The sequence below is a fragment of the Variovorax sp. GW821-FHT09D07 genome (genome assembly GCF_059416345.1).
In genome coordinates, this window is sequence record NZ_JBWKOY010000005.1 from 307,879 (window position 1) to 329,690 (window position 21,812).

20 protein-coding genes and 1 tRNA gene are annotated in these 21,812 nt (G+C 68.6%); 7 read left to right on the top strand and 14 right to left on the bottom strand.

Going from position 1 to position 21,812, the window contains the following annotated elements; genetic code table 11:
• Positions 1-19: 19 nt before the first annotated feature.
• From tig to AC07OX_RS20200, 5 genes are all read right to left on the bottom strand, one after another.
• Complete coding sequence (tig, locus tag AC07OX_RS20180) at positions 20-1,333, bottom strand: trigger factor (protein ID WP_153284507.1); 1,314 nt, start codon at positions 1,331-1,333, stop codon at positions 20-22.
• Positions 1,334-1,359: 26 nt separating this feature from the next.
• A tRNA-Leu gene (locus AC07OX_RS20185) sits at positions 1,360-1,446 on the bottom strand.
• Between the two features lie 204 nt (positions 1,447-1,650).
• The gene (locus tag AC07OX_RS20190; RefSeq protein ID WP_495261660.1) at positions 1,651-4,821 is read right to left on the bottom strand and encodes an efflux RND transporter permease subunit; all 3,171 of its coding nucleotides are present in this window, start codon (positions 4,819-4,821) and stop codon (positions 1,651-1,653) included.
• The gene (locus AC07OX_RS20195) at positions 4,818-6,020 is read right to left on the bottom strand and encodes an efflux RND transporter periplasmic adaptor subunit (protein WP_495261661.1); all 1,203 of its coding nucleotides are present in this window, start codon (positions 6,018-6,020) and stop codon (positions 4,818-4,820) included. The genes AC07OX_RS20190 and AC07OX_RS20195 overlap by 4 nt, the downstream gene beginning before the upstream one ends.
• A gap of 109 nt (positions 6,021-6,129) precedes the next feature.
• Positions 6,130-8,052: a potassium transporter Kup gene (locus tag AC07OX_RS20200; protein ID WP_495261662.1), complete on the bottom strand. Its 1,923-nt coding sequence runs from the start codon at positions 8,050-8,052 to the stop codon at positions 6,130-6,132.
• Between the two features lie 19 nt (positions 8,053-8,071).
• Between AC07OX_RS20200 and hpnC the strand changes: the two genes are divergently transcribed.
• The 4 genes from hpnC to AC07OX_RS20220 are packed head-to-tail and all read left to right on the top strand — an operon-like array spanning position 8,072 to position 11,480.
• Entirely contained in the window at positions 8,072-9,046 is a 975-nt protein-coding gene (hpnC, locus tag AC07OX_RS20205; protein ID WP_495261663.1) for a squalene synthase HpnC, read from the top strand.
• Positions 9,043-9,882: a presqualene diphosphate synthase HpnD gene (gene hpnD / locus AC07OX_RS20210; protein ID WP_062475853.1), complete on the top strand. Its 840-nt coding sequence runs from the start codon at positions 9,043-9,045 to the stop codon at positions 9,880-9,882. The genes hpnC and hpnD overlap by 4 nt, the downstream gene beginning before the upstream one ends.
• 19 nt (positions 9,883-9,901) lie before the next feature.
• Entirely contained in the window at positions 9,902-11,167 is a 1,266-nt protein-coding gene (hpnE, locus tag AC07OX_RS20215) for a hydroxysqualene dehydroxylase HpnE (RefSeq protein WP_495261664.1), read from the top strand.
• A gap of 4 nt (positions 11,168-11,171) precedes the next feature.
• Positions 11,172-11,480, top strand: a complete 309-nt coding sequence (locus AC07OX_RS20220; protein ID WP_095745072.1) for a hypothetical protein — start codon at positions 11,172-11,174, stop codon at positions 11,478-11,480.
• An 18-nt stretch (positions 11,481-11,498) separates the two neighbouring features.
• Here AC07OX_RS20220 and AC07OX_RS20225 read toward each other — a convergent pair whose 3' ends face one another.
• Positions 11,499-12,140: a LysE family translocator gene (locus AC07OX_RS20225; RefSeq protein WP_062475861.1), complete on the bottom strand. Its 642-nt coding sequence runs from the start codon at positions 12,138-12,140 to the stop codon at positions 11,499-11,501.
• Positions 12,141-12,248: 108 nt separating this feature from the next.
• On the opposite strand from AC07OX_RS20225, the gene AC07OX_RS20230 reads away from it, so the two are divergent.
• Positions 12,249-12,554: an NIPSNAP family protein gene (locus AC07OX_RS20230; RefSeq protein ID WP_062475864.1), complete on the top strand. Its 306-nt coding sequence runs from the start codon at positions 12,249-12,251 to the stop codon at positions 12,552-12,554.
• A 3-nt stretch (positions 12,555-12,557) separates the two neighbouring features.
• On the opposite strand, the gene AC07OX_RS20235 is transcribed toward AC07OX_RS20230, so the two are convergent.
• Positions 12,558-13,289: an HAD family hydrolase gene (locus AC07OX_RS20235; protein WP_492685523.1), complete on the bottom strand. Its 732-nt coding sequence runs from the start codon at positions 13,287-13,289 to the stop codon at positions 12,558-12,560.
• Between the two features lie 15 nt (positions 13,290-13,304).
• Between AC07OX_RS20235 and hemH the strand changes: the two genes are divergently transcribed.
• Both hemH and AC07OX_RS20245 read left to right on the top strand, forming a co-directional pair.
• A complete protein-coding gene (gene hemH, locus AC07OX_RS20240; RefSeq protein ID WP_495261665.1) occupies positions 13,305-14,336 on the top strand; it encodes a ferrochelatase in 1,032 nt (343 codons plus the stop codon).
• A complete protein-coding gene (locus AC07OX_RS20245; protein WP_495261666.1) occupies positions 14,333-15,184 on the top strand; it encodes a class I SAM-dependent methyltransferase in 852 nt (283 codons plus the stop codon). The genes hemH and AC07OX_RS20245 overlap by 4 nt, the downstream gene beginning before the upstream one ends.
• A gap of 6 nt (positions 15,185-15,190) precedes the next feature.
• Here AC07OX_RS20245 and AC07OX_RS20250 read toward each other — a convergent pair whose 3' ends face one another.
• From AC07OX_RS20250 to AC07OX_RS20280, 7 genes are read right to left on the bottom strand one after another with little or no spacing between them, the layout of a single operon-like run.
• Positions 15,191-15,697, bottom strand: coding sequence for a DUF1993 domain-containing protein (locus AC07OX_RS20250; protein WP_493192480.1), 507 nt, complete (start codon positions 15,695-15,697; stop codon positions 15,191-15,193).
• 52 nt (positions 15,698-15,749) lie between these two features.
• Entirely contained in the window at positions 15,750-16,667 is a 918-nt protein-coding gene (locus AC07OX_RS20255) for an alpha/beta fold hydrolase (RefSeq protein WP_493192481.1), read from the bottom strand.
• Entirely contained in the window at positions 16,664-17,731 is a 1,068-nt protein-coding gene (locus AC07OX_RS20260) for a branched-chain amino acid ABC transporter permease (protein WP_493192482.1), read from the bottom strand. Before AC07OX_RS20260 ends, AC07OX_RS20255 begins: the two co-directional genes overlap by 4 nt.
• A 13-nt stretch (positions 17,732-17,744) precedes the next feature.
• A complete protein-coding gene (locus AC07OX_RS20265; RefSeq protein WP_493192483.1) occupies positions 17,745-18,725 on the bottom strand; it encodes a branched-chain amino acid ABC transporter permease in 981 nt (326 codons plus the stop codon).
• Positions 18,722-19,450 carry an ABC transporter ATP-binding protein gene (locus AC07OX_RS20270; protein ID WP_095745068.1) on the bottom strand — a complete coding sequence of 243 codons (729 nt, stop codon included), beginning with the start codon at positions 19,448-19,450 and terminating at the stop codon, positions 18,722-18,724. Before AC07OX_RS20270 ends, AC07OX_RS20265 begins: the two co-directional genes overlap by 4 nt.
• Complete coding sequence (locus AC07OX_RS20275) at positions 19,447-20,211, bottom strand: ABC transporter ATP-binding protein (RefSeq protein ID WP_062475886.1); 765 nt, start codon at positions 20,209-20,211, stop codon at positions 19,447-19,449. The genes AC07OX_RS20270 and AC07OX_RS20275 overlap by 4 nt, the downstream gene beginning before the upstream one ends.
• A 49-nt stretch (positions 20,212-20,260) precedes the next feature.
• Entirely contained in the window at positions 20,261-21,715 is a 1,455-nt protein-coding gene (locus tag AC07OX_RS20280; protein WP_495261667.1) for an extracellular catalytic domain type 2 short-chain-length polyhydroxyalkanoate depolymerase, read from the bottom strand.
• Positions 21,716-21,812 lie beyond the last annotated feature (97 nt).

Consider the following 21,812-nt stretch of genomic DNA (forward strand, 5'->3'; position numbering starts at 1 on the left):
TGCAGCGACGGAAACCAGCTTACTGCTGCTGCGCCATCAGTTCGTCGAACGACACCGACTTTTCGTTGACCTTGGCCTTGCCCAGCACGAAGTCGGTCACGTTGTTCTCGATGACCACGGCTTCGACTTCCGCCAGGCGGTTGTTGTCGCTGAAGTACCAGCGCACGACGTCTTGCGGCTTCTCGTAGCTGGCGGCCAGCTCGTCGATGTGGGCCTTGATCTGCTCGGGCTTGGCCTGCAGTTCGTTGGCACGCACCAGCTCGGCGACCACGAGGCCCAGGCGCACGCGGCGCTCGGCTTGCGGGCGGAACACTTCTTCGGGGATCGGGGCCTTGTCGGCGTCCTTGATGCCGCGCTGCTTGAGCTCGGCGCGGGCGCCTTCGATCATGCGGGCGACTTCCGACTGCACGCTGGCGTTCGGCAGGTCGAGTTCGGCGTTGGCCACCAGGGCGTCCATCACGGCGTTCTTGTTGCGGGCCAGCAGGCGGAACTTCACTTCGCGCTCGAGGTTGCGCTTGATGTCGGCGCGCAGGCCTTCCACGGTGGCTTCGGCGATGCCGAGCGACTTGGCCAGCTGTTCGTTGACTTCGGGCAGGTGCGAAGCTTCGATCTTCTTCACGGTGACCATGAAGTCGGCTTGCTTGCCGGCCACGTCCTTGCCGTGGTAATCGGCCGGGAACGACAGCGGGAAGGTGCGGCTGTCGCCGGACTTCATGCCGCGCACGGCATCTTCGAATTCCTTGAGCATCTGGCCTTCGCCGACGACGAACTGGAAGTCTTCGGCCTTGCCGCCCTGGAAGGGCTCGCCGTCGATCTTGCCTTCGAAGTCGACCGTCACGCGGTCGTTGTCTTCGGCCACGGCGTCTTGGGCGCGCTGGGCGAAGGTGCGGCGCTGCTTGCGCAGGATGTCCAGGGTCTTGTCGATGGCTTCGTCACCGACTTCGGCCGACAGCTTCTCGACTTCAGCGCCCGACAGGTCGTTGATCTTGACTTCGGGGAACACTTCGAAGACCGCGTCGAAGGCGAGCTGGCCTTCGGGCGACTCTTCCTTCTCGGTAATGCGGGGCTGGCCGGCGACGCGCAGCTTGGCTTCGTTGGCGGCTTGCGAGAAGGCCTCGCCGACCTTGTCGTTCATGACTTCGTAGTGCACCGAGTAGCCGTAGCGCTGGGCCACGACGTTCATCGGCACCTTGCCGGGACGGAAGCCGTCCATCTTGACGGTGCGCGCGAGCTTCTTGAGGCGCGAATCGACTTCGTTCTGGATGGTGCCGACCGGCAGGGTCAGCGTGATCTTGCGTTCGAGCTTCTCGAGAGTTTCAACGTTCACGGTCATGGTGTCTTCCTTGTGAGGGGTGTGGCTGGTGCGCGGGGCCGGACTCGAACCGGCACGTTCTTGCGAACGTCAGGACCTAAACCTGGTGCGTCTACCAATTTCGCCACCCGCGCGATGCCAAATTTCAGGTGAATGCAAAGGCGGACGGCCTCGGCGCTGCGGAAAACCGCTGGCCCAAGACCGTCCGCCTGAAATCGGTCAACCGCGCATTTTAAACGCAAGAATGGGGGCCTTCCGGCTTCCCCCTTTGGGGGATTTCACCCACTCTCGCGCAAGGGATACGGGCCGCACGACAACGGCCCGTGAAAAGCGCCTTTTCAGGCAGCAGCGGTTTGCGGCTCCCGCTTGATTCGGAAGGCCGCGGCGTACATGGCCGGCAGCGCCAGCAGCGTCAGCACGGTGGCCACGATCAGCCCGCCCATGATGGCCACGGCCATCGGCCCCCAGAACACGCTGCGCGACAGCGGGATCATCGCCAGCACCGCCGCCGCGGCGGTCAGCACGATGGGGCGCAGGCGCCGCACGGCCGACTCGACGATCGCGTCCCAGGCCGGCACGCCGGCGGCGCGGTCGAGCTCGATCTGGTCGATCAGGATCACGGCGTTGCGCTGGATCATGCCCATCAGCGCGATCACGCCGAGCAGCGCCACGAAGCCGAAGGGCCGGTTCAGCAGCAGCAGCGCGGCGGCCACGCCGGCGATGCCCATCGGACCGGTGATGAACACCAGCAGCGAGCGGCTGAAGCTGTGCAGCTGCAGCATCAGCAGCGTGAACACCAGGAACAGCATGATCGGCACGCCTGCCACGATCGAGGCAGAGCCCTTGGAGCTTTCTTCCACGGCGCCCGCCACCTCGATGCGATAGCCGCCCTGCCCGGCCGCATGCCAGCCGGCTTCGAGCTGGCGCAGCTTCGGCAGCAGCTGTTCGGTCACGGTGGCGCCCTGCAGGCCTTCCACCACGTCGCCCTGCACGGTGATCGCGTAGTCGCGGTTCTCGCGCCACATCACGCCGGGCTCCCAGGTGAACACCGGGCGGGCGATCTGCGTGAGCGGGATCGAACGGCCCGTGGTCGTCGGGATGTAGGCATTGCCGATGTCCGAGATGGCCTCGCGCTCGTCGGCCGACTGGCGCAGCACGATGTCGATCAGCAGGTCGTTCTCGCGGTACTGGCCGACCGTGGTGCCGCTGAACATGGTGCGCGAGGCCTGGGCGATGGCCTGGCTGGTCACGCCGAGCGCACGCGCCTTGGCCTGGTCGATTTCCAGGCGGATCACCTTGACCGACTCGTTCCAGTTGTCGTTCACGCCGCGCATGTTGGGGCTCTCGCGCAGCACGGCCTTCACCTCGTCGGCGCGGGCGCGCAGCTGGGCGGGCTCGGTGCCGATCACGCGGAACTGCACCGGGTACGGCACCGGCGGGCCGTTGGGCAGCAGCTTGACGCGGCCGCGCACCTCGGGGAACTCCTCGGCCAGCAAGGCGGGCAGGCGCAGGCGCAGTCGCTCGCGCACCTTCAGGTCCTGCGCCAGCACGATGAGCTGCGACACGTTGGTCTGCGGAAACACCTGGTCCAGCGGCAGGTAGAAGCGCGGCACGCCGGAGCCGATCCAGGTGCTGACGGTCTTCACGCCCTCTTCCTTCATCACGCGCTGCTCGACGCGCTTGGCCACCTCTTCGTTGGCGGCGAACGAGGTGCCTTCGGGGAACCAGATGTCCACCATGATCTCGGGCCGGCTCGAATCGGGGAAGAACTGCTGCTGCACCTTGCCCATGCCGACAATGCCCAGCGCAAAGATCAGCACGGTGGCGCCGATGGTCAGCCAGCGGTGCTGCACGCACCAGTTCACGGCGCGGCGGAAGCTGTTGTAGAACGGCGTGTCGAACAGCTCGTGCGGCGGCGCATCGGGGTCGTGCGGCTTCACCTTGAGCAGCAGCGTGCCCAGGTACGGCACGAAGTACACCGACACGATCCACGACAGCACCAGCGCAATCACCGTCACCGCGAAGATCGCGAAGGTGTACTCGCCCGTCACCGACTTGGCGATGCCGATCGGCAAAAAGCCCGCCGCCGTGATGAGCGTGCCCGTGAGCATCGGCTTGGCCGTGACGTCGTAGGCGAAGGTGGCGGCGCGGACCTTGTCGTAGCCCTCTTCCATCTTGCGCACCATCATTTCCACGGCAATGATCGCGTCGTCCACCAGGAGGCCCAGCGCGATGATCAGCGACCCCAGCGATATCTTGTGCAGCCCGATGCCGAAGTAGTTCATGGCCAGGAAGGTCACGGCCAGCACCAGCGGAATGGTGATGGCCACCACCAGCCCCGGGCGCATGTCGATGTACCAGCCGAAGCGCCCGCCCTTGTGCAGGCCCAGCGCGATGATGCTCACGGCCAGCACGATGGCCACGGCCTCGATGAGCACGCCGACGAATTCGTTGACCGAGCTGGCCACCGACACCGGCTGGTCCTGCACCTGTGCCAGCTTCACGCCGGCCGGCAGGCGCTGGTCGATGGTGGCGGTGGTGGCCTTGAGCGCCTTGCCCAGCGCGATGATGTCGCCGCCCTTGGCCATCGACACACCGAGCGCGATCACTTCCTTGCCCTGGTGGTGCACCTTGACGGCCGGCGGATCGACGTAGCCACGGCGAATCTCGGCGATGTCGCCGAGCTTGATCTGATTGCCCGAGCTGCCGCGGATCGGCATCTCGCGCAGCTGCTCGACGCTGGTGAACTGGCCGCCCACGCGCACCTGCACCACGTCCAGCGGCGACTGGATCGTGCCGGCGCTTTCGACCGCGTTCTGCGAGCCGAGCTGGGCCAGCACGGCGTTGAAGTCGAGCCCCAGCTGGGCCAGGCGCTTCTGCGAGATCTCGATGAAGACCTTTTCGTCCTGCACGCCGAACTGGTCGACCTTGGCCACGTCCTTCACGCGCAGCAGCTGCTGGCGCACGTCGTCGGCCAGCGTCTTGAGCTCGGCGTAGCTGAAGCCTTCGCTTTCCAGCGCGTAGATCACGCCGTAGACGTCGCCGAAATCGTCATTGAAGAACGGCCCCTGCACACCCGCGGGCAAGGTGCCGCGCATGTCGCCGATCTTCTTGCGCACCGTGTACCAGACGTTGGCCACCTCGGCGGCCTTCGACGAATCCTTGATCTGGAAAATGATCTGCGACTCGCCCGGCTTGGAATAGCTGCGGATCTTGTCGGCGTACGGTGCTTCCTGCAGCGTGCGCTCCAGCTTGTCGGTGACCTGCTCGGCCACCTGTTGCGCGGTGGCGCCGGGCCAGTAGGTGCGCACCACCATCGCACGGAAGGTGAACGGCGGATCTTCGTCCTGGCCGAGCTGGAAGTACGCGAAGGCGCCCAGCACCATCAGCACCACCATCAGGTAGCGCGTGAGGGGCGCGTGGTCCAGCGCCCATTTGGAGAGATTGAAGCCGGGCGACTTGTACTCGGACGCCGGGGTTGTCGCAGGGGTCGCTGGGCCTTCCGTCATTTGGCGGCACCCGTTGCGATCTCCTTCTTCGTCGCGGCCACGGCCTCGACGGCCTGCTGCTTCGCCTGCGCCTGTTGCTGGCCATTGGCGGCGGCCGCCATGGCCTCCTTCGACTGGTAGATGGTGACCTTCTGCCCCGGCGACAGCACGTGCACGCCCGCGGCCACGACCATCATCCCGGTCGACAGGCCTGAGCCGATCACGGCCTCATTGCCGTCGGCCGTGACCACCTGCACCGGCTGCGAGCGCACGGTCATGCTGTCCTTGTCGAGCACCCAGACCGCCGAGCCCTTGCCTTCCTGGCGCAGTGCGCTGGTCGGCAGCTTGATCACCGCCACGTCGGTGCGGGCCAGGGCCTGCGGCCTGGCGTAGACCGTGGCGCCGAGCGCCGGCGAGGTCGCGGCGTCGATCGACACCTTGACCGAGTAGGTGCGCGTGACCGCGTCGGCGCTGGCCGCCACCTCGCGCACCTGGCCCTGCAGCACCTCGCCGCCGGACCAGCCGCGCACCGCGACCGGCGAGCCGGGCTTGATCAGCGCGGCGCGGTCTTCAGGCACCGCGAACACCACGTCGCGCGCGCCGTCCTGGGCGATGCGCACGACCGGCGTGCCGGCCTGCACCACCTGGCCCGGCTCGGCCTCGATGGCCGTGATGACGCCCGCCACGTCGGCCACCAGCGTCGTGTAGCTGGCCTGGTTGCCTTGCGAGGCCAGTTGCGCCTGGGCCTGTTCAAGCTGCGCCTGGGCGGCCTTCCAGGTGGTTTCGCGGCGTTCCAGTTCGGCGCCGCTGATGAAGTTCTGCGATCGCAGTTCGGTGTAGCGCTTCAGGTCGGCGGCCGCGAGGTCGCGGTTGGTCAGTGCGGCGGCCTGCTGGGCGCGGGCGGCCTCGGCGGCCAGGCGGTAGTCCTGCGGATCGAGCTGCGCCAGCACCTGGCCGGCCTGCACGCGCTGGCCGAGCTCGGCCTGGCGTTTGGTGATCTTGCCCGCCACCCGGAAGCCCAGGCGCGATTCGACCCGGGCCCGCACCTCGGCCGAGAACTCGGGCTGGGCGTCGTAGTCGCTGGTGCCGACGGTCACGAACTTGACCGCCCTCACGGGCTCCTGGGCAGGCGGTTTCGGCGAACAGCCGGCCAGAAAGATGGCAGGAAGCAGCAGCCAGGCGGCGCTGCGGGCACGGAGTGAGGCGGCGGAGGCGGTCATGAGACACCCAAGAAGAAAGGAACCGGGCCATTAATGACCCACCGGTTAGTAATCTAGGGTAAACGTTAAACAGTGTCAATGACCCGCCGGTCAGTTGACCACGTTCACGCTAAGTTCTCTGCCCCATTTCCACCAGCCGGTTGTCGGGAAGCTCGAAGTAATCGGATGCCCGGCCCGCGTTGCGCTGCAGCCAGCCGAACAGCACCCGTCGCACCGGGTTCATGCCCGGCAGGTTCTCCTCGCCCACCGAGGCGCGGGAGACGAAGTACGAGGTCTTCATCGAGTCGATGGCCAGGGTCTTCTGGTAGGCCAGGATGCGGATGAACTCCGGCACGTCGGCGCGCTCCATGAAGCCGTGGCGCGCGGTGACCACCCAGATGCCGGCCATCAGCTGCTCGGCCTCGATGCGCAGGCGCGCGTCCACGCGCGGCGTGTCGCACGAGAGCACGCGCAGCACGATCACCTGCTCGTGCAGCACCTGGTTGTGCTTGAGGTTGTGCAGCAGCGCGTGCGGCACCGCCGTGGCGTCGGGGTTCAGGAACACGGCCGTGCCGCTCACCCGGTGCGGCATGTTCAGCGCCAGCGACTCGACGAAGGGGCGCAGCGGCAGGCTGTCGGCCGCCGCCGCTTCCAGGCCCAGGCGCCGGCCCTTGGCCCAGGTGGTGAACAGCACCATCACCCCGGCCGCCACCGCCAGCGTGAGCCAGCCGCCCTCGGCCACCTTCAGGCTGTTGGACACCACGAAGGTCAGGTCGACCGCCGCGAAGGCCGCCACGCCGACCGCCACCGCCACCTTGTTCCAGCGCCACAGGCCCCAGGCCACGATGCCGGCCAGCAGCGTGGTCGTCACCATCGTGATCGACACCGCGATGCCGTACGCCGCCGACAGCGCGCCCGAACTGCGGAAGCCCAGCACCAGCAGCAGCACGCCGACCATCAGCAGCCAGTTGACCGCTGGCACGTAGATCTGCCCGATGGCCGTGCCGGAGGTCTGCACCACGCGCATGCGCGGCAGGTAGCCCATGCGCATCGCCTGCGCGGTGAGCGAGAAGGCGCCCGAGATCACCGCCTGCGACGCGATCACCGTGGCCATCGCGGCCAGCACCACCATCGGCAGCACGCCCCATGACGGAAAGAGCCGGAAGAACGGGTTGTCGATGGCCGCCGGGTTCGCCAGCACCAGCGCGCCCTGCCCGAAGTAGTTGAGCACCAGCCCCGGCAGCGCGATGAAGAGCCACGCGAGACGGATCGGCCTGGCGCCGAAGTGCCCCATGTCGGCATACAGCGCCTCCCCGCCCGTGAACGCCAGAAACACCGCGCCCAGCACGGCCAGCGACTGCGCCCGGTGCTCGACCAGGAAGCCCACCGCCCGGCGCGGGTCGAGCGCCGCCAGCACCTGCGGCTGCTGCAGCACCTGCCACAGCCCCGCCACGCCCAACACCAGGAACCACAGCAGCATCACCGGCCCGAAGATCTTGCCGACCACGCCCGTGCCCTTCTTCTGCACCATGAACAGCCCGACGAGGATCGCCAGCGTGATCGGGATCACCACCCGCTGCAGCACCGGCGCCTGCACCTCCAGGCCCTCGACCGCCGACAGCACCGAGATCGCCGGCGTGATCAGGCTGTCGCCGTAGAACATGGCCGCGCCCACCAGGCCCAGGACCCCGATCCCGCGCCACACCCAGGGCCGGGTCTTCGGGCCGGAAACGGCGTTGCGCGCCAGCGCCTGCAGCGCCAGGATGCCGCCCTCGCCGTCGTGGTCGGCGCGCAGCACGAACACCACGTACTTGAGCGTCACCACGAACATCAGGCCCCAGAAGATCAGCGAGAGCAGGCCCAGTACCGCGTCGGGCGAGAACGGCACACCGTGCTCGGGGTTCATCGTCTCCTTGAAGGCGTACAGCGGCGAGGTGCCGATGTCGCCGAAGACGACGCCCAGCGCCGCGATCATCAGCCCCGGCCCGGCCGGATGTGCCGCGTCGCCCGAAGCGGGAAGCGAAGTCCCGGAAGCCGCGGCAGTTGCTTTCATCGTCATGGGCGAAAGAGAGATGGAAAGTGGCGACGCCACGAGCATAGTGCCCGGACATGACGTCGCCGACAATCGTGGCGTGTCCGCCACTCCCCCCCATGCCGCCGCGCCGGCCCATTACGAAAACTTCCCCGTGGCCTCGTGGCTGTGCCCGCCGCACCTGCGCCCGCCGATCGCCGCGATCTACCACTTCGCGCGCACCGCCGACGACATCGCCGACGAGGGCGACGCCTCGCCCGATGCGCGCCTGGCCGAGCTGCGCGCCTACCGCGAGGAACTGGCCGCCGCCGCGCGCGGCGACGCGCTGCCCGACTCGCGCTGGCCCCACGTGTTCGGCCCGCTGGCCTGGGCCATCGCCCAGTACCGCCTGCCCGAAGACCTGCTCGCCGACCTGCTCAGCGCCTTCATGCAGGACATCGAAAAAACCCGCGATCGCGGCACCTACGCCGACCGCGCCGAGCTGCTCGACTACTGCCGCCGCTCCGCCAACCCGGTCGGCCGGCTGCTGCTGCACCTGTACGGCGTGACCGATGCGCAGGCGCTGGCCCAGAGCGACGCCATCTGCAGCGCGCTGCAGCTCATCAACTTCTGGCAGGACCCGAGCGTCGACCTGCCGCGCGGGCGCTTCTACTTTCCGCGCACCGACTGCGCGCGGCGCGGCCTGACGTCCGAGCATTTCAAGGTCTTCGCGCCGCTGTCTTCCGCGCCGCCGCCGCAGGAAGCTATCAATCTGATAGCAGTGGTGGCCTTCTGGGCGCGCGAGCTCATGACCGAGGGCGCCCCGCTCGTGCACCGCCTGCCGGGCCGCGTGGGCTGGGAGCTGCGCCTGGTCGTGCAGGGCGGGCTGCGCATCCTCGACAAGATCGAGGACCTGGGCTTCGACACCTTCACGCAGCGCCCCACCGTCGGCAAGGCCGACGCACCCGTGCTGCTCTGGAAGGCATGGCGGATGCGGAGACAATCACGGCCCATGAAAGCAGCGCCTCCCCGATGAATCCCGAGCAATACGTGCAAGACAAGGCCGCCGCTTCGGGCAGCAGTTTCTATTACGCCTTCCTGTTCCTGCCCAAGCCGCGGCGCGCCGCGATCACGGCTTTTTATGCCTTCTGCCGCGAGGTCGACGACGTGGTCGACGAGGTCTCCGACCCCGGCGTGGCCGCCACCAAGCTCGCCTGGTGGCGCACCGAGGTCGCCCAGGCTTTTGCCGGCACGCCGCGCCACCCGGTCATGCAGGCGCTCATGCCGCATGCCGCCACCTACGGCATCGAGGCGCGCCAGCTCAACGAAGTGATCGACGGCTGCCAGATGGACCTGGACCAGACCCGCTACCTCGACTTTCCCGGCCTCGCGCGCTACTGCCACCTGGTGGCCGGCGTGGTCGGCGAAGTCGCGGCGCGCATCTTCGGCCAGACCGATCCGCAGACCACCGCCTACGCCCACAAGCTCGGCCTGGCGCTGCAGCTCACCAACATCCTGCGCGACGTTGGCGAAGACGCGCTGCGCGGTCGCATCTACCTTCCGGTCAACGAGCTGCAGCAGTTCGACGTGAAGGCGCACGAGATCCTGAACCGCGTGCACTCCGACCGTTTTGTCGCGCTCATGAAGTTCCAGGCCCAGCGCGCCCACGCCGCCTACGACGAAGCGCTGGCCCTGCTGCCGCTGGCCGACCGCCGCACCCAGAAGCCCGGCCTGATGATGGCCAGCATCTACCGCACGCTGCTGCGCGAAATCGAGCGCGACGACTTCCAGGTACTGAACCAGCGCATCAGCCTGACGCCCGTGCGCAAGTTCTGGCTGGCCTGGAAGGTCCAGGCGCTGGGCCGGATATGACGCCCCACCCTTCGTGCCCATGAGGCTCGCCGTCATCGGCGCCGGCTGGGCCGGCCTGGCCTGCGCCGTCGAGGCCACGCGCCTCGGGCACGCCGTCACCCTGTTCGAAGCCGCGCCGATGGCCGGCGGGCGGGCGCGGCGGGTCGATCACATGCACGGCATGGCGCTGGACAACGGCCAGCACATCCTGATCGGCGCCTACACCGCCACGCTGGCGCTCATGCGCGACGTGGGGGTCGATGTCGACTCGGCCCTGCAGCGCCTGCCGCTGTCACTGCGCTTTGCCGACGGCGGCGGGCTGCAGCTGCCCGCGGGCCGGCCGCCGCCGCTCGACCTGCTCATCGGCATCTTCACCGCGCGCGGTTGGACGTGGCGCGACAAGGCCGCGCTGCTGGCCACCGCCGTGCGCTGGCGCCTCGCGGGCTTTCGCTGCGCGCCTGGCACCAGCGTTGCCACGCTGTGCGCCGGCCTCACGCCGCGCGTGATGCACGAACTCATCGAGCCGCTGTGCGTCTCGGCGCTCAACACGCCCGTGCCGCAATCGAGCGGCCAGGTGTTCCTGCGCGTGCTGCATGACGCGCTGTTCAGCGGGCGCGGCGGTGCCGACCTGCTGCTGCCGCGCGTGGACCTCGGCGCCCTGCTGCCCGATGCCGCGCTGGCCTGGCTCGCGCGGCACGGCGCCACCGCGCGCATCGGCCACCGCGTGCGCGCCATCGCGCCCGAGGGCGACCGGTGGCGCGTCGATGACGAGGTCTTCGACCAGGCCGTGCTGGCCTGCGCGCCCTGGGACGCCGCACGCCTCGTGCGTGCCACCGGCCTGCCGGCCGCTTCGCGCTGGTGCAACGTCACCGAATCGCTGCGCTTCGAGGCGATTGCCACGGTCTACGTGCGCGGCGCCGCGCCGCTGGCCGAGCCGATGCTCGCGCTGCGCAGCCAGCCGGGCAGCGCACCGGCCCAGTTCGTGTTCGATCGCGGCCAGCTCGGCGGTCCCGCCGGCATGCTCGCCTTCGTCGTGAGCGCCAACGAAACGCCGCGCGAGACGCTCGAGAAACAGGTGCTCGCGCAAGCCGGCACGCAGCTCGGCCAACCGGGGCTCACGCCGATCCAGACCGTGGTCGAAAAACGCGCCACCTTCGCCTGCACGCCTAGCCTGGCCCGCCCGCCGGCCGCCATCGCGCCGGGGCTGCAGGCCTGCGGCGACTACACCGAAGGCCCTTATCCCGCCACGCTCGAAGGTGCGGTCCTCAACGGACTGGCCGTCGCGCGCGCACTTGCCACGCCGTGACCCCATGACCACGACCCTGCGTTACCTCGATTTCGACTACAGCGAAGACACCGAAGACCACGGCACCTTCGACGCCATGGCCTCGACCCCACCCGAGCGCACGCCCGAGGTGGAAGCCGAGATCGCGCAGGTGCTGGCCTGGGCCGAGGCCACCTTCCCCGGTGCGCGCGGCGCGCTCGACGACGGTGCGGTGTGGGACTGCGACGTGCAGCGCACGCGGGAAGACAACCCACGCCTCGACACCCTCACGCTCTCGCTCAGCGGCACCGCCGATTTCTGCGCGGCGCTGCGCGAGCGCTTCGGGCTCGACTGAAGAAAGTCGGCGGCCTTCTCAGGCCGTCTTGTTGCGCAGCCGCAGCAGGCTCAACCCCAGCAGCACGAAGGCGCCGCCCGACACGCGGTTGAACAGCTGCGCGCGCTTCGGGTTCGCGAACTGCTTCTTCAGCAGGCGCGCCAGCAGCACGTACGAGCCATGCGCCAGCACCGAGCCCGCCGCGAAGGTCGTGGTGAGCACGGCGAACTGCGTGAGGATCGGCGCGTCGTGCGTGAGGAACTGCGGGAACAGCGCCGAGAAGAACAGGATGCCCTTGGGGTTGGTCAGCGCCACCGTCACGCCATGCCCGAACAGCCGGCGCGCGGAACGCGAAGGCGCCGGCGCGGCCGACGGCTGCAGCTCGGCGAACACGCTCGTGCGGCTGCGCCACTGCCGGATGCCCAGGTACACGAGGTAGCCCGCACCCGCCACCTTCAGCACCATGAAGGCCGTGGCCGAGGTGTTGAGCACCACGCCCAGCCCGCCCATCGCGGCGGCGGAGACCAGGAAGAGCCCGCAGGCGTTGCCTAGCGAGCTGATCATCGCGCGGCGCGGGCCGACGGAGATGGCATTGGAGACCGCGAGCAGCACGGCCGGACCGGGCGTGAAGGCGACGACCAGGGTCACGCCGCAAAAGAGGAGCCAGGTGGAGAGATGCATGGAAGGAAATTCGCGCGAAAGCAATGAAAGGAGGCCGTCGCAAAACTATAGTCCGGGCAGCCGCGCGCCGCTCGGGCCGCGCCGATAGTCCCCTGACGCTCCTCACCCATGATCACCTGCTACCTGCGCTACATCGTCGATCCCTTCAAGCTCAAGGAATTCGAGCACTACGGCAAGCTCTGGATTCCGCTGGTCGAGAAGTTCGGCGGCCAGCACCACGGCTACTTCCTGCCGTCCGAAGGCGCGAACAACGTGGCGCTGGCGATGTTCAGCTTCCCGAGCCTGGCCGCGTACGAAACCTACCGGGCCGACTCGATGCAGGACGCCGACTGCCAGGCCGCCTTCCGGTACGCCGAAGAGACCCGCTGCATCGTCAGCTACGAACGCAGCTTTTTCCGACCTGTATTCCGCTGACCTTCAAGCGCCCAGCGCGATGCACAGCGCGTGCAGGTTGGGCACGATCAGCTGCGGGCGCGCCCCGTGCTCCCACGGGCGTTCGTCGCGCACCAGCCACGCGGCCTGCATGCCGGCGTTGAGCGCGCCCACCACGTCGAGCGCGGCATCGTCGCCCACGTGCAGCACGTCCTTGGGCAGCAGGCCGACCGAGGCCGCCGCGGCGCGGAAGATCGGCGCGTGCGGCTTGCCGCTGCCGAAGGCGCGTGCATTGAAGGCAGTGCGGAACCACCGGCCGACGCCGGTCTTGTGGATGTCGGCGTTGCCGTTCGACACCGCCACCAGCGGGTAGCGCTCGCTGAGCCACTTGAGCGCCGGCAGTGCGTCGTCGTACAGCGTGACGCGCTGGCGCTCTTCGAAGAAGGCGTCGAAGGCCGGGTCGGCCAGCGCCGGGTCTTCGCCCGCGCGCACGAGCGCCGTGCGGATCGACTCGCGGCGCAGCGCGCTCAGGTCGTGCGCAAGGTCGGAGCGCTCCTTGGCGGTGGCTTCGCGCAGCTCGCGCAGCACGCCCGGGGTGAGCAGCAGCGAGGCCGTCTTGGGCGCCTCGCGCAGCAGCCATTCGTGCAGCACGCGCTCGGCCCGCTCAATGGTCGGCCAGATCGGCCACAGGGTGTCGTCCAAGTCGAGCGTGATCGCCGAGATGCGCGAGATGTCGAGCGGCGTGGCGCCGCCGGGCGCCGGGGAAGCGGAATTCATACCTGAGAATATCGCATGCCTCTCGCCCCTGATGACCGCAAGAACGACCGCACCGCCGTGCTCTGGTGCAACCTCGGTTCGCCCGATGCGCCCACCGCCGCCGCGGTGCGCCCCTACCTCGCCGACTTCCTGGGCGACCCGCGCGTGGTCGAGATTCCCAGGGCGCTGTGGGCGCTGATCCTGCACGGCATCATCCTGCGCACGCGGCCCGCGAAGTCGGCCGCGAAGTACGCCAGCATCTGGCTGCCCGAGGGCTCGCCGCTCAAGGTCTGGACACAGAAGCAGGCCACCCTGCTGGCCGGCTGGCTCGGCGAACGCGGCCACCGCGTGACGGTGCGCGACGCGATGCGCTACGCCAACCCGTCGATCGCCTCGCGGCTCGATGCATTGCAGGCCGAGGGCGCGACGCGCGTGCTGGTGCTGCAGGCCTACCCGCAGTACTCGGCCACCACCACGGCCAGCGTGATCGACGCCGTGAACGCCTGGAGCCGCCGCCAGCGCCACGTGCCCGAGTTCCGCTTCGTCAACCAGTACCACGACGACCCCGCCTACATCGAGGCGCTCGCGCAAGGCATCGAGAAGCACTGGAAGACCGAGGGCCGCGGCGAGCTGCTGGTGATGAGCTTCCACGGCATTCCCGCGCGCAACATCGCGCTGGGCGACCCCTACGAGGCGCAGTGCCTCGAGACCGCGCGCCTGCTCGCGGCACGGCTGGGCCTGGCGTCCACGCAGTACCGCACGACCTTCCAGTCGCGCTTCGGCCGCGCCAAGTGGCTGGAGCCCTACACCGAGCACACCCTGCGCGAACTCGGCGCCAGCGGCGTGAAGCACGTCGACGTGGTGTGCCCGGGCTTTCCGGCCGACTGCCTCGAGACGCTCGAAGAGATCGCGATGGAAGGCCGCGAAGCCTTCCTGCACGCGGGCGGCGAGCGCTTCGGCTACATCCCCTGCCTCAACGACAGCCCGGCGTGGATCACCGCGCTCACGGGCATCGCCGAACGCCACCTGGCGGGCTGGCCCACCCGACCCGACGCGACCACGCCATGAAGAAAGACCTGCACGAAGCCAACCGCCAGTCGTGGAACGCCGCCACGGTCGCGCACAACAGCCACAAGGGCGACCAGGCCGCCTTCTTCCGCGCGGGCGGCTCCACGCTGTTCCCCGAGGAAAGCGCCCTGCTCGGTGACGTGGACGGCCTCTCGGTGCTGCACCTGCAGTGCAACGCGGGCCAGGACAGCCTGAGCATCGCGCGCCGCGGCGCCCGCGTGACCGGCGTCGACATCTCCGACGAGGCCATCGATTTCGCCACCCGGCTCTCGGCCGATTCGGGCATTGCGGCGCGCTTCGAACGCGCGGACGTCTACGACTACTTCGAGGCCGCCGCCGCGCGCGGCGAGCGCCACGATCTCGTGTTCTGCTCGTACGGCACGCTGTGCTGGCTGTCCGACATCGGCGCCTGGGCCCGCGGCGTGGCGCAATTGCTGAAACCCGGCGGTCGCTTCGTGATCGTCGAGTTCCACCCGTTCGCGCTGGTGTTCGACCCGCAGTGGAAGTTCCACTACGACTACTTCAACGACGCGCCCGTGCCCGAGGAAGGCGTGGGCGACTACGTGGCCGAATCGGGCGACGGCCTCGTGCCCGACGACCGGCCGGTGCCCGGCGTGCAAGGCTTTCGCAACCCGCATCCGAGCTTCGAGTTCACCTGGGGCGTGGGCCAGGTGACGACCGCGCTCGCACAGGCGGGACTGGCCATCGAGCGTTTCGAGGAGTACCCGTACACCAACGGCTGGAAGCCCTTCGAGGGCATGCGCGAGCTGGGCGGACGGCGCATGGCCCCGCCCGAAGGCATGCCGCGCATTCCGCTGATGTACGCGCTGGCGGCCCGCCGCGCCTGAGCGAACTCAGAAGCGGCCGAGGTAGTCCAGCTTGCCGATGGGCACGCCCTTGTGGCGCAGCACGTCGTAGGCGGTGGTCACGTGGAAGAAGAAATTCGGCAGCGCGAACTGCAGCAGGTAGCGCTGCGCGGTGAAGTGCGCCTCGCCTTCGCGCGCCTTGATGGTCACGGGGCGTTCTTCGTGGCCGTCGATGAGCGTGCGGTCCACGCTCGCCAGGAAATCCTGCGTCTTCACGATGCGCGCCAGCAGGTCGTCCCAGGTCTTTTCCTCGTCGGGAAAGCTCGGGGCCGTGATGCCCGCGATGCGCGCCGTGCCCAGCTTGGAGGCGTCGCTCGCGCGCTGGATCTGGCCGGCCAGCGTGAGCATGTCGGGCGCGAGGCGCGCGTCGACCAGCGTCGCCGGGTCGATGCCCTGGGCCTTCGCATGCGCGAGGCCCTTGTCGAGCAGGTGGGTCAGCTGGCCGAGTCCGCGGGTGAAAACCGGCACGGACAGGTCGTACATCGAGAGGGCCATGGCGAGGTGATCTTGGAGTTGAAGTCGGCGCGATTGTGATCGCGCCCTGCCTTCAACGACCGGCCGCGCGGATAAACCCCTCGATCGGGTCCAGTTGTTCCGGCACGTTGAGCGCGGGCGCATGGCCGCAGCCCGGCACCTCGATCACCTGCAGGCGCCCGGCCGCGCCCGGCCCGCGCCGGTGCATCTCGTCGATCACCTCGGGCAGCACCAGGTCGGACTCGGCGCCGCGCAGGCACAGCACCGGCGCCTCGATCACGTCGTAGTGCGGCCAGATCAGGTAATCGTTGTCGTGCGCGCTGAACTGCTTGACCATGGCCGGGTCGTAGTGCGGCGTGACGCGGCCGTCGGCCAGGCGGCGCGTGGAGCTTTCGGTCAGCCGGCGCCACTGCGCGTCGCTGAGCCAGCCGTAGGGCTTGTAGACCGTGCGGAAGAAGGCCTCCAGCTCGGCCACCGTGGCGAAGGCCGGCGGGTCGCCGGCATAGGCGCGGATGCGCTCGATGGCGGCCTGCGCGAGCTGCGGCGCGTTGTCGTTCAGCGTGAGGCTGGCGATGCGCGCCTTCATGCGCGGCTCGAACAGGCCCGAGGCGCAGACCGTGCCGATGGCGCCGCCCATCGAGGTGCCCACCCAGTGCACGCGGCCCAGCCGCAGCTCGTCGCACAGCGCATTGGCCAGGCGCGCGTAGAACGCGAGCGTGTATTCGTCGTCGGGCGACGGGCTCCACTGGCTCAGGCCGCGCCCCAACGTGTCGGGGCAGATCACGCGAAAGCCGCGCGCGGCGAAGTGCTGCGCCAGCTCGTCCATGTCGCGGCTGGTGCGCGCCAGGCCGTGCCAGGCGATGACGACGGGGGCGTTGGCCGCGCCCCAATCGAGCCAGTGGATTTCACGGCCTGCGAGTTGCGCGTAGTGCGATGTCGGCGAGATGTGCGATGACGGCGTCATGGTGCTGTTGTTCTTGCCGTCGCTCATTTCGCCGCCCTCGCCCGCAGCTTGCCGACGATGCCGGTCGGGAAGTAGTACACCGACAGCACGAACAGCACGCCCAGCCACAGCAGCCAGCGGTCGGGCGACAGCAGCGCCGCGAGCCACGGCAGGCCGCTGGCGGCCTCGTTGCCCAGGCGCAGCAGGTCCTGCAGGTAGCTCTGTGCTACCACGAACAGCACCGCGCCGATGGCCGCGCCGTAGATCGTGCCCATGCCGCCGATCACCACGATGAGCAGCACGTCGATCATGATCTCGAAGCTCAGCGAGGTGTCCGGCCCGTTGTAGCGCAGCCAGATGGCGAGCATCGCGCCGGCCAGCGTGGCGAACAGCGCCGACAGCACGGCGGCCGTGGTGCGGTACACCACCACGCGGTAGCCGATCGCCTCGGCGCGGAACTCGTTCTCGCGGATGGCCTGCAGCACGCGGCCGAAGGGCGAGTTCACGATGCGCAGCATTGCCAGCACCAGCACCACCGCCGCCACGAACAGCAGGTAGTAGCACAGCAGCCGCCCGTCGAGCGAGACGCCGAGGAACGGCTCTTCGGCGAACTCGAAGCTCGGCGAGATCAGCTCGGGCAGCTTGAAGGTCAGGCCGTCTTCGCCGCCGGTGAAGTCCGACAGCTGCGAGGCCAGCGTCTGGAACGCCGAGGCCACGGCCAGCGTGATCATCGCGAAGAAGATCGCGCGCACCCGCAATGAGAACAGGCCGATGGCCAGCGAGAGTACAAGCGAGATCGCGAGCGACGCGCCCAGCCCCATCAGCACCGCGCCCCAGTTGGGCCCCAGCCGCGAGGCCGAGATGGCGATGCCGTAGGCGCCGATGCCGAAGAACATCGTGTGCGCGAAGCTCACGATGCCGGTGTAGCCCAGCAGCAGGTCGAAGCTCGCGACCAGCACCACGAACACCAGAATCTTGGCCGCGACGCTGAGCGCCTTCACGCCCGGGAACAGGAACGGCGCGAAGGCCAGCGCCAGGAACAGGGCCAGCAGCAGCAACGCCAGCAGGCGGCTCTTCGGCATGTCGTTGGAAAGAAGTCGTTTCAGGAACATGACGGCTTTCTCCTCAACGGTTCGCCACGGGGTACACGCCCTGCGGGCGCCACAGCAGCACGGCCACCATGAGGAAGATGCTCGCGAACTGCGTGAGCGTGGGCAGCAGGAAACCGATGTAGTTCGTCATGAGCCCCACCAGCAGCGCGCCCAGCAGCGCCCCGCCGGTCGAGCCCAGCCCGCCGATGATGATCACGATGAAGATCAGCACGTTGACCTGCGCGCCCATCTGCGGCACCAGGTTCTGCTGGAACAGGCCCCACATCACGCCGCCCAGGCCGGCCAGCGCGCTGCCCACCACGAACACGCCCACGAACAGGCGCCCGATGCGGTAGCCCAGCGACTCGACCATCTCGCGGTCCTGCACGCCAGCGCGAATGAGCAGGCCGATCTTGGTGCGGCCCAGCGTCCAGGCGAGCACGCCGAACACCACCACGCCCACGGCCACCGCGAGCAGGCGGTACTTGCTGATGGCCGCATCGCCCACCAGCAGCGAGCCGCGCAGCGCCTCGGGCAGCGGCAGCGGAATCTGCGCCGGACCCCAGATCACCTTGATGAGCTCCTCACCGATGATCATGCCGCCCATGGTGATGAGGATCTGCTTCAGGTGCTGGCCGTACACCGGCCGCACGATGAAGCGCTCGAAGGCCAGGCCGATGGCGCCGGCCACCGCCATCGCGGCCAGCATGGCCGGGAACACGGCCACGAGGTTGCGCCACAGCTCGCCCGAGCCGGTCCAGTCGCCCATGAGGCCGAGCACGCTGCTGGCCACGAAGGCGCCCAGCGCAATGAACACGCCGTGGCCGAAGTTGAGCACGTCCATCAGGCCGAACACCAGCGTGAGGCCCGAGGCGATGATGAAGATGATCATGCCCATCGCCAGCCCCGCCACCGTGAGCGTGAGCCAGGTCGAGACCGAGCCCGTGAGCGGCAACGCGACGAGCGCAAGGATGGGGGCAAGAAGCAGTGGCTTCCAGTCGAAGTCGATTTTCATAGGGCGAGTCCGAGCAGCGATTGCTGCAGTTGCGCATCGGCGGAGAACGCGGCCATCGAGCCGCTGTGCACCACGCGGCCGTTGTCCATCACCGCGACGGTGTCGCCCAGGCGCTGGGCGAAGTGGATGTTCTGTTCGACCAGCAGGATCGTCACGCCGCTCGCCTTGAGCTCGCCGAAGGCCTCGATCATGTTGTTGATCATCACGGGCGCCAGGCCCTTGCTGGGCTCGTCGATGATGAGCAGCTGGCGCGGCTCGACGATGGCGCGCGACACGGCCAGCATCTGCTTCTGTCCGCCCGACAGCTTGCCGGCCGGGTGGTTCCAGAACTTCTCGACCGCGGGAAAGAGCTTGAAGATCCACTTCAGCCGCGTGTCGTCGATGGCGTCGGCGTTCTTGGCGCCGCGCGCGGCCAGCACCATGTTCTCCTTCACCGTGAGGTCGGAGAAGATGCCCATGTTCTCGGGCACGTAGGCCACGCCGAGCTCGGCGATCTGCGGCGTGTGCAGGGCCGTGATGTCCTTGCCGGCGAACTGCACCCTGCCCTGCGACGCATGCCACAGGCCCATGATGGTGCGCAGCGTGGTGGTCTTGCCCGCGCCGTTGCGGCCCAGCAGCATGGTGAGCTGGCCCTTGGGCACGGCCAGGTCGACGCCGTGCAGGATGTGGTACGCCCCGATGTGCGTCTGCACGCCTTCCAGGGTCAGCAAATTTTCTGTGCTCATGCGGCCTCCTTCGCGATGCCCAGGTAGGCCTCCTGCACCACCGGCGAGGCGATCACCTCGGCCGGTTCGCCGTCGGCCACGAGCGTGCCGTTGTGCAGCACGATGATGCGGTCCGCGAGTTCGCGCACCACGTCCATCTTGTGTTCGACCAGCAGGATGGTCTTGGTCTTGTCCTGCTTGAGCTTGCGGATCAGGTCGAGGATGACGGGCGCCTCGGCCGCGTGCATGCCGGCCGTGGGCTCGTCGAACATGAAGACCTTGGGTTCGAGCGCCATCAGCAGCGCCACCTCGAGCTTGCGCTGGTCGCCGTGCGGCAGGCTGGCCACGGTGGCGTGGGCGCGCGGCTCCAGCGCCACGTCGGCCAGGATCTGCTCGGCGCGCTCGGTCAGTGCCTTGTGATCGCTCCAGATGCTCCACAGGTTGAGCCCGTGGCGGTGCGCGCCGGCGCGCGTGGCCTGCACCGCGAGCCGCACGTTCTCCAGCACCGTGAGGTTCGGGAACAGGTTGGTGAGCTGGAACGCGCGCCCCAGCCCGGCGTGCGTGCGCGCCGACGGCGACAGGTGCGACAACGGTTGCCCGTCGAGCGACACCGTGCCGGCCGTGGCCTTGAGCTGCCCGGAGATCAGGTTGAAGTAAGTGGTCTTGCCCGCGCCGTTGGGGCCGACGATGGCCGTCAGCGTGCCTGGCGCGAATGCGCAGCTCACGCTGTTGACGGCCACGTGCCCTCCGAAGCGGATGGTCAGATCCCGGGTCTCAAGCATTGTGGAAAGGTCCTTGCGAATCGAAAAAATCAGTGCAGGGTGAACGGCCTCAACAGGTGCCGATCACGTAGTAGTTGGTGCCCGTCTGCTTCAGCGTGGTCATGGCGTAGATGTTCCACAGGCCCATCGACTGGCCCGAGCCGTTGGCATAGGTCAGGCCCCACAGCGCATAGGCGCGCCCGGCCATGGTGTGCGCGTAGTTGCTCGCGGTGTAGCAGGTTCCGCCGCCGCCCGGGCCCGCCGTGGTCGCGCCCGTGGCGGCCGCCGACATCGCGCCTTCGACGTTGCTCGCGTTCAACGCGGCCACGGTCCAGCTGTAGCTGGTCGACGCGGCCAGGCCGGTGTCGGTGTAGCTGGTGCCGGCCACCGGCGAAGCGTTGACCTTGCTGCCGCCGCGGTACACGTTGTAGCCACTGGCGCCCGAGACGCCGGCCCAACCGATCACCATGCTGCTGCTGGTCGCGCCCGAGGTGCCCACGCCGGTGGGCGCCGGCAGCCCGCCGCCGCCGGCCGAGCCGGTGACGCGGTCGATCATGGCCTTCATGGCGGCCATCTGCGGGCCCGACTTCTTGGCGTAGTTGGCGCTGTCGTAGCCCCACCAGTCCCAGCAGCTGTTGGTGGCCGCGGTGCTGGTCTGCGGGTAGATCAGGATGATGTTGTTGGTGTCGGCCCAGCGGTTGTAGCCCGTCTTCCTGACGTACTGGTCGCTCACGTCGGTGTAGTTCTGCTTGCAGCCGTGCAGCACCAGGTGCACGCGGCACGAGGTGGTGGTGCAGGCCTGCGGCACGTAGAGCCAGCCGGTGGCGGCCACGCCGTGGCCGGTGACGAACTCCGACTGGTTGAACTCGGTAAAGGTGCCGCCCAGCGCGCCGTTGTTGCGCGGGTTCAGCGGACCGTACAGCTGCGTGAGGATCTCGCCCGCGAGATCGAAGCCGCAGTTGTTGATGTACGGCGCGGCCGTGGTGCTGCAGGCGCCGCCGTAGTCGTCGGTGACCATCGCGTGGCCCGCGCCGAGGTTGTTCTTGTAGACCGTGTTGGCGGCCGGCACGAAGCTCTGGTAGTAGGTCTTCAGGTCGTCCATCACCGGCTGCTTGACGGTGTTGTCCGAGGTGCCCGAGAACAGGTAGACCTTGGAATTGCTGAGGTTCGACACCGGGTCGATCGCACCGCTGGCGGCCCAGCTGTTGGTGGTGCTCACGAGCGTCGACACCGGGATGCTGGTGCTGTGCGTCATGCAGCGCCCGGTGGCATTGACCACCGAGCCTTCGGCGCAGTAGTACGGACCGCCGGCGACCACGCCCGCGCCGCGCTTGAAGGTGGCCGAGTAGGCCACGTGCAGCTGCACCGCCATGAAGCCGCCGGCCGACAGGCCGGACACGCTCACCTCCGCCGGGTTGGCGCCCAGGGCCGGCAGCGGCACGGCCGCCGTCGCGGCCTGCGCCGCCGCCGTGATCACCGCTGCTGCGGCAAACCCCTTCCAGTTGTTCCATCGCATCGCTGGCATCGCTGTCTCCTTCTGTTGTGTTTGATCGAACGCTTGCTTGCAGACTGACGAATTGACCGTGGCACACGACAGCTGGCGCGGACGCAGGCTGGCGCTT